Below are 12,307 nucleotides of genomic sequence, written 5' to 3' on the forward strand. Positions count from 1 at the left end.
CGCGCAGTTCCCCGCGCCCCTGGCAGGACTGGTGCTGGCCCGCACCGGGATACCTCAGCCCGTCCGGCGTTTGAGGACGAGCGCCGTTCAGGCGCGAAGGGGGGTCCGGGGGCGCAGCCCCCGAGGGGGGTGCAGGGGACGAAGTCCCCGCGTAGGGGTGCTGGGGGCGCAGCCCCCGCCGGGGTCCGAGGGGCGGAGCCCCTCAAGGGGGTCTGGGGCGCAGCCCCAGGGGCCGGGCCCATCCGACCCCCTGTACGGGCGGGCGGGTGGGCAAACCCCCCGGGGCCCGAGGGGCGGAGCCCCTCAGCGGGTCCGGGGCGCAGCCCCAGGGCCGGCTCGGCGAGCAGGGCGACGGCTAGGGCACCGGATTGCGCGCGTCGTAACGCGCAAACCCCCGCCGCCCAACCCCCAACCCCACAACCGCCAGAACACAGGCAACCCCACCCCCCACCACCATCACCCCGGGCGAACTGAGATCAGCAACCGTCCCCGCAAGGAAGTCCCCCAACCGGGGCCCACCCGCCACCACCACGATGAACACCCCCTGCAACCGCCCCCGCATCTCATCGGGCGCGGCCACCTGCATCATCGTGTTGCGGAACACCATGGACACCGTGTCCGCGAACCCGGCGACCCCCAGCATGCAGAGCCCGAGCCACAGCTGCCGCGTGAGCCCGAACCCCGCGATGGCCGCACCCCACGCGCCCACGGAGATCAGCACCGCGAGCCCGTGCCGGTGGACGCGTCCCTGCCACCCGGAGAACACCCCGCCGAGCATCGCCCCCACCGCCGGCGCCGCGACGAGCAGTCCGGTGGTGCGGGCGTCCCCTCCGTACCAGAGGATCGCGATGGCCGGGAACAGGGCGCGGGGGTGGGCCAGGATCATCGCGCAGAAGTCGCTGAAGAAGGTCATGCGCAGGTTGGGCCGGGTGGCCAGGAACCGCAGCCCCTCCAGGACGGAGGGCCGCTTGGCGCCGACCCGGTCCGGCAGCATCGAGGGCAGCCGCCACATCGCGTACAGCGAGGCCCCGAAGGTGATGGCGTCGATGAGGTACGCCGTCCTGTACCCGGCGAAGCCGACGACGAGCCCGCCCAGCATCGGCCCCACGAGCGTGCCGGTCGTCATGATCAGGGAGTTGAGGGCGTTGGCGGCCGGGAGGTGCTCGGCCGGGAGCAGCTTGGGGATCATCGCCGAGCGGGCCGGCCCGTTCAGCGCCTGGCACACGGACTGGAGCGCGATCACCGCGTACAGGAACCAGACGTTGGCGACCCCGGCGAAGGTGCCGGCCGCGAGCAGCGCGGAGAGCACGGCCGAACCGAGCGCACTGTAGAGGCCGAGCTTGCGTCGGTCGACGGTGTCCGCGATGGCGCCGCCGTACAGACCGAACACGATGAGCGGTACGAGCGTGAAGATGCCGACCAGCCCGACGTAGAAGCTGGAGCCGGTGAGGTCGTAGACCTGGAGGGAGATCGCCAGGGCGGTCATGCCGCTGCCGACCCAGGAGACCATGTTGCCGAACCAGAGCCGCCGGTAGTCCGCGGATATGCGGAAGGGCGTGAGGTCGGCAAGTATCCGCCGCCGCACGGGCCGCGCCCCGTCGCCGGAATCGCCCCCGCCCGGGGCACCGGGGTGCGAGCCGGGCTCGCCGTCGAACGGGTCACGGAGACCGGCCTCGTCCTCGCGCGGGACACCGAGGCCGGAGCCGTCCTCGCACGAGCCGCCCCCGCCGACCTTCACGAAGTCGGCGCCGGAATCGCCCCCGCCCGGGGCACCGGGGCCGGCGGTGGTGCTGGACGGTGCTGGTATTTCGGTGTGCCGCTCGGCTCGTTCGCTCACGCGGGATGCTAACCCCGCCCAGCACCCCCAGGACCCAGCACCCCCCAGACACCCGGAGCCCCAGACACCCGAAGCCCCAGGCACCCGGAATCCCAAGCCACCCGGAGTCCCCTGCCACCCAGCGCCCCCCGGACACCCGCCACCTCACAGCACCCGGCCCCAGAGCCCGCCCGGGTCAACCATCCGGCCCCCGCTTTCCCCGCCATTCCCAGGACCTTCACAGGCGTCGCACGGGCCCCAGCGAGCACATCGCCTCAGGTGGCGGGCACAAGGGCGCCAACCGCTTGTCAGCGCCACCATTTCGCCACGGCTTCATGCGCGCGCGGCAGGCCCTGGGCGCCTATACGCTGCCCCCGATCAGTAAGCGCCGTTCGCCGCCCCCGCCGTCATCAGGCGGGGGCGGCGACGCATCTCGCCGGAAGGCCCACCATGAACACTCTGATCTCCGCCGCCACCCGCGACGCCGCCGCCACCCCCCGCACCGCCCGCCGCGTTCCCCTCGCCGCCCGCGCGGCCGCCCAGCACGCCGGTCGTATTCCAGCCACCCTGGACCGCGTCACCACAGCAGCAGCGAACGTGCCGAGCGCCTCGGCGTTCCAGTCCGCCCTGTGAAGGCTCCGTAACCCCCGCCCCCCACAGCGAAGACCCCCGGCACCGGCACATCCCGTGCCCGATACCGGGGGTCTTGGTCTGTCTCGCTGCTGGCGCGCCCACGGAGCCGGTGGTCGCAACGCCGGGCGCCGGCCCATACGGGTGACCCGAATTTCCGGCGCCGCCGACGAACCGGAGGGCCGTGTTCAAGGGCTGCGTAAACCCACCCAAGGTGGGCACCCTCGCTGCGAGCCATGCCAGTTGATCATTGCGGGACCTCTTTCCAGGCCGGGAGTTCGGCCTGGCCTGGTTCACGACGGTGCGGGATCACCAGGCCAGTGCCGCGGTAGCCGCCGTCAGCGATCACCGTGGTGTTGCCGACAGCTGCCTTCGCTCCGGACAACTCGCATGCCTTGCAGTCGTTACGGTTGCCAGGAAGAGTCCGGCCGACGGTGACGACCAGCCGGGTATCGGCGTCGATGACGACCTGGTGGTTGGTGGAGTACCGGTAGTTTTCGAGTGCTCGGCCACCGCATGGTCACGCGTGGGGACCAAGGTGCCGCCCGATGAGCACAGCGTCATTGCGGACTGTCGGCGCGGCCGCAGGGCGAGCAGCGGTACGAGGCGGTTCATGACGCGGTCGGCCGCAGACTTCGAGATTCCGAACAGCGGCGCGAGCTGACGCAGCGTCAAGTTAGCGCGACAGTACGCCGCGCCAGCAGGACGCGGCCCTCCAAGGACAGGCCCCACGGCCGGCCTCGGCGGACATGTCTTCTCCCTCGCGACGCAGGGCGGTCACGAGCTTGCCGAAGCAGCGCGGGCTCAGCCCGGTGAACGGTCCTATCCAGGACGGCTGTGCCGCCGTGATCACACCAGCCACGAGAAGATCGTCCCACTGCGCTGCGAACGGCCCGAGACGGAGGCACACCTGGAGACAGACTTGGCCAGTCGTCTGGAGGAGGCGGCGGATCGTTTTGTGATCCCCCTGCGCAGGAACGAGGGGTACGACGAGCAGGCGCTCCTGAGGTTGCGGGAGGAGATCGATCGCTGTGGAACGGCTTGGAGGGAAGAAACCCACGTGCCGAAGCGTGCGGCGTTGATCCTGGCTGGACTCCACCCGGCGATCGAGGCTTGCGCCTGGCTGTACGAAGGAGACATGCGTCAGCGGATCCAGGAGGCGGGGTTGACGGTGTCTGAGGCAGATACCGCTGCTCTGGACTGAGCACCTCCCACGCACCATGCGGCCTACCTTCTTGTAGGCATCAGCGCGAAGGGGGTGCGCGTCAGCAGCATTGCAGGCGCTGGGGACGAGCCCAGTGTTGCGGGACAACTCTTAATCACCGAACTCAGCCGTTCGGCTTTCCGTCGCAGTGAAGCTAGTTGCGCGGGTAATGGCACTGGGGATTTGGGTGGCCGTACCGGCTGTCAAGACCGTTGCAGAGCTCGACATCCGGTACGCCTCGTGCGGCTCAAGCGCGGTCTGCTGCGGCTCGATCAAGTGCGGATCCGATTGCGCCCAACCTCCTCGACTACTGATCTTTTCGTAAGTTCGGTGGGTGTGGGGGCGGTGTAGGCGGGACGCTGTCGGGATGCTTATCACCCTTCGTCCATGGCTGCCGAATCGTCTTTTGCTCCTTTGCGGCCGCAGTTGGCGGAAGCGCGTCGCGTTCGGGCGGTGGAGTTGTTCGAGGGGGTGTCTCGCATGCGGAGGCCGCGCGGGCGGTCGGGGTGTGCGCCGAGAGCGTGCGGCGATGGCGTCGGGTGTGGGAGAAGGACGGTGCTTGCGCATTATGGCGGCGGGCATCTTCCGGGCGCCCGCCCAGGCTGGACGACTCCCAGGTCGAGGCGGTCCGGACCGCGTTGGAGCAAGGTGCCCGGGCTCATGGTTTCGAGGCCGACTTGTGGACTCTGGAACGTGTCGGAGAGGTCGTTGCCCGGGTGACAGGGGTGGTGTTGTCACGAGCGTCGGTGTGGCGGCTGCTGACGGGCCGGCTGGGATGGAGTCTTCAGCGCCCTGAGCGGCGGGCGGTGGAGCGGGATGCATCGGAGATCGCCCGCTGGGTCGCGCACGAGTGGCCACGGATCAGAAAGGGCCGTGAACACACGTGCCTGGATCGTGTTCCTCGACGAATCAGGCGTCTCACTCCTGCCGCAAGTCCGCCGCACCTACGCGCCCCGAGGTCGGACTCCGCTCCTTCGACATCTCAAGCCCGGCAGCTACGACAGGCTCGGACTCATCGAGGTCCTGGAGCAGATGAAGGTGTTCTACCGTGGTGAGAACGTGGTGCTGGTCTGGGACGGCCTGTCGGCCCACTGGAGCCGGGCGATGCGGGCGTGGGTGGCCGAGCAGGAATGGCTCACACTCGAGCGATTACCCGCCTACGCACCCGAGCTGAACCCGGTGGAACTGCTGTGGTCCTCGCTCAAGAAACGTGGACTCGCCAACCTCGCCGGCGACCACCTCGCCGATGTCGCCGACGCCACCGAAAAAGGCATCCACCGCATCAACACCAACCCACAACTCCCCTGGTCACTCCTCACCCACACCGGCCTGACCATCCACCCCGCCGGAGGCGCCGTCGAGGCCGCAGGGCGGTGGTCGGCGTCGGCACGGCGACCGGGAGGTGATGGCCGCGATCGTGTTCGTGGCCACGTCGGCACGGGTTTCACGTCGGCCTCGCCTGCCCCACCCACGTACTGAGATCAGCACAGGTCGGAGTGCCCAGGCGGGAACGTCCCATAAGGGTGATCAAGGAGTGGTGCAGCTCTGTTCTGAGCCGGGGCAGCCACGGGCCGGTGCGGCCGCTTTGGTAGGTGAGCAGTCGCACGTAGTTGAGGGCCGCCTGTTCGTCCGGGTCCGTGTGTGCGGTCGGCACGGCGGCGAGGATTTCGAAGTCCGGCCTGGCGGTGGTCGCCGCCACGGCGGCCAGGGGAATGCCGTGCAGCACGCCGACGGTTCGGGGGCTGCCGGTGGCGACGGCATCGGACACGAGGGAGTGGAGGACCAGGGCTCCTAGAGTGGCGATGAGGCGTTCGCCCGCGTCCCGCTCGATGTCCCAGGCGCGCAGCCGCTCGTGACGTTTGCTCACCCGCCACGGCTCCTGATCCAGGAGAGGCAGTACGTGTCGGCTGAGCTGTACGCAATGGCGCCACACGGTGTCGCTGTCCGAAACCACAAGAACGCCTCCTCGAAGCGGGGACGCTGGGACGGCTGGGCTGCTCCCCCATTTTCCCCGGCCTCGCGCGCCATAGGCGCAGGGCGCGTACGGGGAGACGATCCCTTATAGGCACTTAGAGGTCTGAGGAATTTGAGAGATGGCGGCTTCGAGAGGAACGAGATCCCCGCCGGCTTGATCTGAGGGGTCAAAGAAGCTGACTTCTACAGCCGGTTTTCGGCCATAAGTAGTAAGGGTGCGTACACCCTGCCTCTTTGCTTTGTCCTCATCTAGAACCCAGTGAATTCCATTCACATCGATGCATGCGTCAATCGTCGGAATCGGCGGCGTCACCCCGCAGCGGAGAACAATCGAGGGCTTGCCCCAAGCGGCGGCTCCAGATGCGCCGACGTCGCGACGTGATGCGTCTCCAATTTTCTGAGGAAGTTTGGAAATAACCTTCGTGCACATAGGGTCACTTGCGTCAGCAGCCGCCGCTATGGGCGGGAGAGAGTCCTTAGGTGCAAGCAGGAAGAATCCACCAGCAGTGACCGCTGCAGTCAGGCCAATTCCGATAGCTTGTCGGCGCCCCCATTTCAGTGAGGCCATTGCATACACACCCTTCTTCGTTGTCGACTGATAATTAGACCACACCGCCGTACCGAAGTGGGCTCCCGGGAGGCCTTACGTTGACTTGCACGGGAAGAAAATCAGCCAACTTCTCGCGCAAGGAGGGCATGAAATCAAGACATCGAGGAATCTATGAGGATATTAGGACGCGGAAATCGCTGCACTGATCAAGTTCACATGTCATTTTTCCACCGAACCGCATGAGGGCCGATCGGCCCTCATGCGGTGCTCGGCATTCTGTGAAATGACTGCCGCACGCATCGCTGGGTAAAAGCGATACTCGCGGCGAAAACCTGTGGGGGGTTGAAGTGAGAAAGAGTTTTAAGCTCATCTCGGTCGCCGGCGCGACCTTGGCAGCAATTGCTCTCTCCGTGTCGCCGGCGGCGGCAAATTACTGGAACGTCAGGCTTGAAAATGTCTGGTCGATCAAGTGCCTCGGCGTCGGGAGTTCAGGATCGAACGGCGCCCCGGCGATCCAGTGGGACTGCAACGGCTCAAGTGACGAGCACTGGGACATTGTCGAGCGATCGTACAATCCAAACCTCAAGGAGATCAAGAACCGTTATTCCGGTAAATGCTTGGGGGTAGGGGGGCAGACAGGTAACGGGGCGACGATTATCCAGTGGGACTGTAACGGGGCGGATGACGAGAACTAGTACCTCGCTGACAGTCAGATAATCAATCAGTACAGCGGAAAGTCGATAGGCGTAGGCGGGAGTACTTCGAATGGCGCGAACGCCATTCAGTACACTCGCAGCACAGGGCGCGACCAACTCTGGGGTACTTCCTGAAAGTTTTCCACTGCGAGTGAATCTCTCGCATCGTTTGCCGCCGAGCAGGAGAGGCAGACAGATGTGAATGATGAAAAAACAGGGCTCCTTGTCGCGGTAGCGAATGATTCCGCTACCGGGAACCGGGGAGCCCTGTTTCCAGGCTTTCGGGGTTCGGATGGCTGCTGGTAGAACTCGGGGGTGGCGCGCGTTTTGATGTGACAGATGCCGAGTGGGCGCTGATCGAGCCCCTTCTGCCGGTGGCGGCTACGGGGCCGCTGCCCCGGCGGGTGCGGGATCACTTCAACGGGGTGTTGTGGCGGTTCCGTACCGTGTCGGGGTGGCGTGATCTCCCAGAGCGCTACGGGCCCTGGTCAACCGTGTACTCCCGGTTCAACGGCTGGGCCAGGGCAAGGGTGCTCCAGTAACTGATGAGCGCGTTGATCGCGGAGGCAGCCGGGCGGGGGCTGGTCGGCCTTGAGCTGGTGAGCGTGGACTCCACGGTCGTACGCGCCCACCAGGACTCCGCGGGGCCGGCCGTCGCCGGGGAGACTCTGGATGCGCTCGAACAGGCGCTGACCGAGGAAAAGGGGGGGCTCCGCCGGCAGTCCAGCCGCCGGTGTGGCGGGTGGTGAACCGCAGGCCGAAGCGGACGCGGGTGCGGATCGTGCAGCAACGCCGCGTCGTCGCAAGGACCGGGCGAAGGCCGCCGGACTCGGCAGGTCCCGGGGCGGCCTGAGCAGCAAGATCCATGCCGCGGTCGACTCCGCCGGATTACCCCTGGACTTCGTCCTGACACCCGGTCAGGCCGCGGACTGCCCACAGTTCCGGGTCGTGGTGGACAAGATCCGGGTCCCGGGAGCGGTCGGCCGCCCGCGCACCCGCCCGGACCCGGTCGCCGCCGACAAGGCCTACTCCTCCAAGGCCAACCCTGCCTACCTGCGCAGACGCGGCATCAAGGCCGTCATCCCGGAGAAGAGGGACCAGGCCGCCAACCGCAAGAAGAAGGGCAGCAGGGGCGGCCGGCCCGTCAGCCACGACACCGACCTCTACAAGGACACAAACACCGTCGAACGCTGCTTCCAGAAACTCAAGACCTGGCACGGCATCGCGACCCGGTACGACAAGAGCCCGGAGAGCTTCGAGGCCGGACTCCACCTCCGAGGCTCCATCATGTGGCCGAAGCACCTCACCTCAACCACATGATCCGAACCCCGAACAGCTCCTAGCGAAATCGCCCGCCGCCGTCTGGCTGACCAGGCCGCCGACGACGACGCAGGACTCCGGGACGTCACCAGCAGTCAGGACGTCGTCTGGCCGGAACGCCGTGCACAACTCGACGGCCGCTTGGCAAGCCGTCAGACTCGAAGTCCTGGCATGAGGTCAGGTCTTTATCGTCGTGCTTAACAGTGCGTTCAGGCCGCCTGGGCCATCCCCTGCGGGACCGCCGCACTCATCGCCCACTTGACGGCCGCCACCACCTTGTCGTCCGAGACTCCAGGAGATACCCGTACCCATCGACAGTGGTGGTGATCGACTCATGGCCGAGGCGAGCCTGGATCACCGGCAGCGGGACCTTCCCGGCGATGAACCAAGAGGCGTGCGTGTGGCGAAGGTCGTGAACGCGTGGGCGCTTGGTGAGACCCGCGGCGTTGGCCGCGTCCAGCGCCGGCTTATAGCGGTGCGCGTGAAACACGCCCGAGCGCCAGGCGCCGCCCTCGGGGGCGGTGAACACCAAATCCGTCGGCTTCTTGCCCGAACAGATCCGCTGGAAGAGCTGCACCTGGTCAGGGGTGAGCACAAGGGTCCGGCGTGACTTCTTCGTCTTGGGGGCCCCGAGGAACGTCCCGCCCTCACCCCGCCGCTTCCATGCTCGCTGTACGCGGAGCGTCGGCCTCTTTGAGACGAAGGTGAAGTCGCGAGGTCGCAGCGCCGTCACTTCTCCCCACCGGAGGCCGGTGCTCACCGAGGCATCGATGATGTCGACGGCGTCTGCGCGTACGTGGGCGCGCAGCACGGCGTACTCCTCTGGTTCGAGGAACACCTCGTCGCTTCCGTGTCGTTCCCCTTGGGCAGTTTGGTGTGTGCGCAAGGGTTCGAGTCGCGAAGCGCCGGGTCGGCGTCACGCCGACTGGAGGATGCTGAAGAGCAAGCCGTGAAGGTTGGCAATCGTCTTGGCCGCGTAGGGCCGATGTACCGTCTTTGAGGGATGGAGAGGGCCCGGCCTGCCGTTCTGGAGGTCCAGGACCCAACGGCTGACGTGGTCTCGGGTGATCCTGCTCCCCCGGTCCGAGACAGACAGTGGCCAAGAACCTTTCGGCGTCAGGCACCGGGGAGGCGCTCGCCTCGACGAACCCCTCACCCTTGGCCCAGCCCGGCGGCCATTGCTGTCCGTGACCGTTCACCAGGTCCTGGAAGCGCTCAGCCTGAGTGGCATCGTCGAAGGTCTCCCGGCACCAACGGCCTGATCAGGTGCCGCCAGTCCGCCAAACGACGGTGTACGGGAGGTCTCCGGACTTCCGCTGACAGGTCTTGATCGAAGCCATGCCGAAAATCGTATCGGCGTGTCGGTGTGGCGCTCGTGTGGCGAACGCCCGGCCGACGCTATCCTGCTGTGAACATCCTCGCAGGTCAGAACGTTTCTGCACTGCCAACTGCTGGTGGGGCGGGTGGGACTCGAACCCACGGCCGACGGATTATGAGTCCGCTGCTCTAACCGGCTGAGCTACCGCCCCTAACGGCGCGTCGCGCACATGTGTGCGCGCCGTCTGCCGCAGCATAGCCGCTCATACGATCTCCTGCCTCGGATGGTCGGCTTCGCACGCCCATGAGGACTTCGCGGAGGTCGCGGCGGTTCCGCCGGATACGAAAAAGGACCCCGAAGGGTCCCGTTCCGCTGCTCTCCCGACTGGACTCGAACCAGTAACCTGCCGGTTAACAGCCGGCTGCTCTGCCAATTGAGCTACAGGAGATCGAGCTCCCCCGACTGGACTCGAACCAGTAACCTGCCGGTTAACAGCCGGCTGCTCTGCCAATTGAGCTACAGGGGATTGCGCGTCGCCTCGAACGTACCCACCTCGGGTGTTCCCGAGCGGCGTGCGTTCGCTGCGACACATACATTAGCGCAAGCAGGGGGGTGCTCCGCCAATCGGTTCCGCCCCGGGTGATCACGGGGCTGCGCGGGTAGGCGCGGCACACACGCTAGGGAAGGGACCACCATGCGATACCGGCTCACGTTCGCCGTCGGACTGGCCATCGGATACGTGCTCGGGACCCGCGCCGGGCGCGAGCGCTACGAGCAGTTGAAGAAGTCAGCCCGTCAGGTCGCCCAGAACCCCGCGGTGCGCAACACCGCCGAGTCGGCCGCGCAGACCTCGCGCGAGGTCGCGGGCAAGGCCTTCCACGCGGTGAGCGAGAAGGTCGGGGACAAGGTGCCCGGCTCCGTCGCCGAGCGCGTGCGCTCCCTGCGCGAGCGCGGCACGGGCACCGCGGACGACTGGGGCACCAGCAACACCTGACGCCCGGGAGCCGCTCGGGTACGCGGCACCTGTACGCCCGCGGGGCACGGAACCCGTACGTCCGTGAGCCGCGGGCATCCGTACGCCTATGCAGCCGCGGGCACCCGTACGTCCGCCCCGAACGACACCAGGCCCCCGCGCGGCGCCAGACCTCTCCCGACACCAAGCCCCCGCGGCGCGGCGCCGGACGGCGCGGTCCCGGCCACCGCCGTCCCAGCAGCCCCTCGAGTGCGGCAGAATCGTCGTCATGGGGATAGTCGCCGGTCTTGACAGCTCTTCCGCCTTCACACGCATCGTCGTCTGCGACACGGACACGGGTGCCGTGCTGCGCCAGGGGTACGCCCCGCATCCGGTCGACCCCAAGGCCGGCGAGGTCGATCCGCAGGCGTGGCTGCTCTCGCTCGGCGAGGCCGCGACCGGGGGGCTCCTCGAAGGGGTCCAGGCCATCGGGGTCTCCGCCCAGCAGCACGGGCTCATACCGCTGGACGGCCAGGGCAATCTCGTGCGGGCCGCCCTGACGGGCAACGACAAGCGGGCCCAGGTCGCCGCGGCCGATCTCGTCGACGGGCTCGGCAGCCGCGAGGCCTGGGCGCAGGCCGTCGGGTGCGTGCCGCAGGCCGCCCAGGCCGTCTCCAAACTGCGCTGGCTGGCCCGGCACGAGCCGGAGGCCGCCCAGCGCACCGCCGGTGTGATGCAGGCCCACGACTGGCTGGTGTGGCAGCTCCTGGGCCGCCCCGCCCGGCGCACCACCGACCGCGGGGCCGCCTCCGGCACCGGCTACTGGTCGGCCGCCACCGGCTTCTACCGCCCCGATCTGGTCGAACTCGCGCTCGGCCACCAGGTGGCGCTGCCCGAGGTGCTCGGCCCCTCGGACGCGGCCGGCACCACCCCCGAGGGCCTGCTGATCTCGGCCGGCACCGGCGAGACGATGGCCGCCGCGTTCGGGCTCGGCGTCGGCGTCGGCGACGCGGTCGTCTCGCTCGGCGCGTCGGGTTCGGTCATGGCCGTGCATCACGAGGCGCTGGCCGATCCGAGCGGCATGATTACGTCCTTCGCCGACGCGACCGGGATGCACCTGCCGGTCGTCCATACGAGCAACGCGGTGCGCGCCCTGCGCGGCACGGCCGAAATGCTGGGCGTCGAGGACCTCGCCGCGCTCAGCGAACTCGCCCTCACCTCCACCCCGGGCGCCAGCGGACTCGTCCTGCTCCCCTACCTGGAGGGCGAGCGCACCCCCCGGCTGCCGCACGCCGCCGGCACGCTGGCCGGGCTGCGGCGCGAGTCGATGAAGCCGGAGCACCTGGCGCGGGCCGCCTTCGAGGGCATGCTCTGCTCGCTGGCCGACGCGCTGGACGTGCTGCGCACCCGCGGGGTCGAGGTGCGCCGGGTCTTCCTGCTCGGCGCCGCCGCCGAACTGCCCGCCGTGCAGGCCGCCGCGCCCGCGCTCTTCGGCACCCAGGTCGTGGTGCCGCAGCCCGCCGAGTACGCGGCGCTCGGTGCGGCCCGGCAGGCGGCCTGGGCGCTCGGCGTCTCGCAGGGCGCGCTCGCCGCGCACACCCCGCCGCCCTGGCAGGGCGCCGCGGCCCAGGTCTTCGAGCCCGGCGATGACCTGCCCGTCGGACAGGCGGTGCGTCAGCAGTACATCGCCACGCGTGACGAGATCCACCCCGGCGCCTTCGGCCAGGGTTCTTGACGCGACCGGGCACGCGCTCTTTGCTATTCCTTTTGACTCCAGCTCGATAATCGCTTGAGCTTCCAGGGGTGGAGTGTCGCAAGATGGTGGGTCGAACCCCCGATCTTGCCGAC

At 68.2% G+C, this 12,307-nt stretch carries 10 protein-coding genes, 3 tRNA genes and 4 pseudogenes; 9 read left to right on the top strand and 8 right to left on the bottom strand.

The window, feature by feature from the left end; translation table 11 throughout:
• Positions 1-355: 355 nt before the first annotated feature.
• On the bottom strand, positions 356-1,585 hold the full coding sequence (locus ACGF3I_RS24845; RefSeq protein WP_393135668.1) for an MFS transporter: 1,230 nt from the start codon (positions 1,583-1,585) through the stop codon (positions 356-358).
• A gap of 681 nt (positions 1,586-2,266) precedes the next feature.
• Between ACGF3I_RS24845 and ACGF3I_RS24850 the strand changes: the two genes are divergently transcribed.
• Positions 2,267-2,449 carry a hypothetical protein gene (locus tag ACGF3I_RS24850; RefSeq protein WP_393135542.1) on the top strand — a complete coding sequence of 61 codons (183 nt, stop codon included), beginning with the start codon at positions 2,267-2,269 and terminating at the stop codon, positions 2,447-2,449.
• A 256-nt stretch (positions 2,450-2,705) separates the two neighbouring features.
• On the opposite strand, the pseudogene ACGF3I_RS24855 reads toward ACGF3I_RS24850, so the two are convergent.
• Positions 2,706-3,308 (bottom strand): annotated as a pseudogene (locus ACGF3I_RS24855) (transposase family protein); the annotation flags it as partial.
• Positions 3,309-3,368: 60 nt separating this feature from the next.
• On the opposite strand from ACGF3I_RS24855, the gene ACGF3I_RS24860 reads away from it, so the two are divergent.
• From ACGF3I_RS24860 to ACGF3I_RS24875, 4 genes and pseudogenes are all read left to right on the top strand, one after another.
• Positions 3,369-3,650 (top strand): hypothetical protein, encoded by a 282-nt coding sequence (locus tag ACGF3I_RS24860; RefSeq protein ID WP_393135544.1) that lies wholly within the window; start codon positions 3,369-3,371, stop codon positions 3,648-3,650.
• A gap of 398 nt (positions 3,651-4,048) precedes the next feature.
• Positions 4,049-4,705, top strand: coding sequence for a winged helix-turn-helix domain-containing protein (locus ACGF3I_RS24865; protein ID WP_393135670.1), 657 nt, complete (start codon positions 4,049-4,051; stop codon positions 4,703-4,705).
• Positions 4,683-4,811: pseudogene (locus ACGF3I_RS24870) on the top strand (hypothetical protein); the annotation flags it as partial. The gene ACGF3I_RS24865 and the pseudogene ACGF3I_RS24870, both read left to right, overlap by 23 nt.
• 184 nt (positions 4,812-4,995) lie before the next feature.
• Positions 4,996-5,085: pseudogene (locus tag ACGF3I_RS24875) on the top strand (IS5/IS1182 family transposase); the annotation flags it as partial.
• 9 nt (positions 5,086-5,094) lie between these two features.
• Here the strand turns inward: ACGF3I_RS24875 and ACGF3I_RS24880 are convergent.
• Together ACGF3I_RS24880 and ACGF3I_RS24885 are read right to left on the bottom strand one after the other, a co-directional pair.
• Positions 5,095-5,517, bottom strand: a complete 423-nt coding sequence (locus ACGF3I_RS24880) for a hypothetical protein (RefSeq protein ID WP_393135546.1) — start codon at positions 5,515-5,517, stop codon at positions 5,095-5,097.
• A gap of 192 nt (positions 5,518-5,709) precedes the next feature.
• Positions 5,710-6,192 carry a DUF3515 domain-containing protein gene (locus ACGF3I_RS24885; RefSeq protein ID WP_393135548.1) on the bottom strand — a complete coding sequence of 161 codons (483 nt, stop codon included), beginning with the start codon at positions 6,190-6,192 and terminating at the stop codon, positions 5,710-5,712.
• A 329-nt stretch (positions 6,193-6,521) separates the two neighbouring features.
• On the opposite strand from ACGF3I_RS24885, the gene ACGF3I_RS24890 reads away from it, so the two are divergent.
• Complete coding sequence (locus ACGF3I_RS24890; protein ID WP_393135550.1) at positions 6,522-6,869, top strand: RICIN domain-containing protein; 348 nt, start codon at positions 6,522-6,524, stop codon at positions 6,867-6,869.
• A gap of 299 nt (positions 6,870-7,168) precedes the next feature.
• Positions 7,169-8,189 (top strand): annotated as a pseudogene (locus ACGF3I_RS24895) (IS5 family transposase).
• A 247-nt stretch (positions 8,190-8,436) separates the two neighbouring features.
• Here the strand turns inward: ACGF3I_RS24895 and ACGF3I_RS24900 are convergent.
• The 4 genes from ACGF3I_RS24900 to ACGF3I_RS24915 form a co-directional block, all read right to left on the bottom strand.
• Positions 8,437-9,027, bottom strand: a complete 591-nt coding sequence (locus ACGF3I_RS24900; protein ID WP_393135552.1) for a site-specific integrase — start codon at positions 9,025-9,027, stop codon at positions 8,437-8,439.
• A 614-nt stretch (positions 9,028-9,641) separates the two neighbouring features.
• Positions 9,642-9,718, bottom strand: a tRNA-Ile gene (locus tag ACGF3I_RS24905).
• A gap of 164 nt (positions 9,719-9,882) precedes the next feature.
• Positions 9,883-9,955 (bottom strand) — tRNA-Asn (locus ACGF3I_RS24910).
• Positions 9,956-9,960: 5 nt separating this feature from the next.
• A tRNA-Asn gene (locus tag ACGF3I_RS24915) sits at positions 9,961-10,033 on the bottom strand.
• Positions 10,034-10,201: 168 nt separating this feature from the next.
• On the opposite strand from ACGF3I_RS24915, the gene ACGF3I_RS24920 reads away from it, so the two are divergent.
• Complete coding sequence (locus ACGF3I_RS24920) at positions 10,202-10,501, top strand: YtxH domain-containing protein (protein WP_393135554.1); 300 nt, start codon at positions 10,202-10,204, stop codon at positions 10,499-10,501.
• Positions 10,502-10,748: 247 nt separating this feature from the next.
• A complete protein-coding gene (locus ACGF3I_RS24925; RefSeq protein WP_393135556.1) occupies positions 10,749-12,194 on the top strand; it encodes an FGGY family carbohydrate kinase in 1,446 nt (481 codons plus the stop codon).
• The last annotated feature ends 113 nt before the right edge of the window (positions 12,195-12,307 follow it).

Source organism: Streptomyces sp. NPDC048111 (assembly GCF_043202815.1).
Classification (GTDB): Bacteria; Actinomycetota; Actinomycetes; order Streptomycetales; family Streptomycetaceae; genus Streptomyces.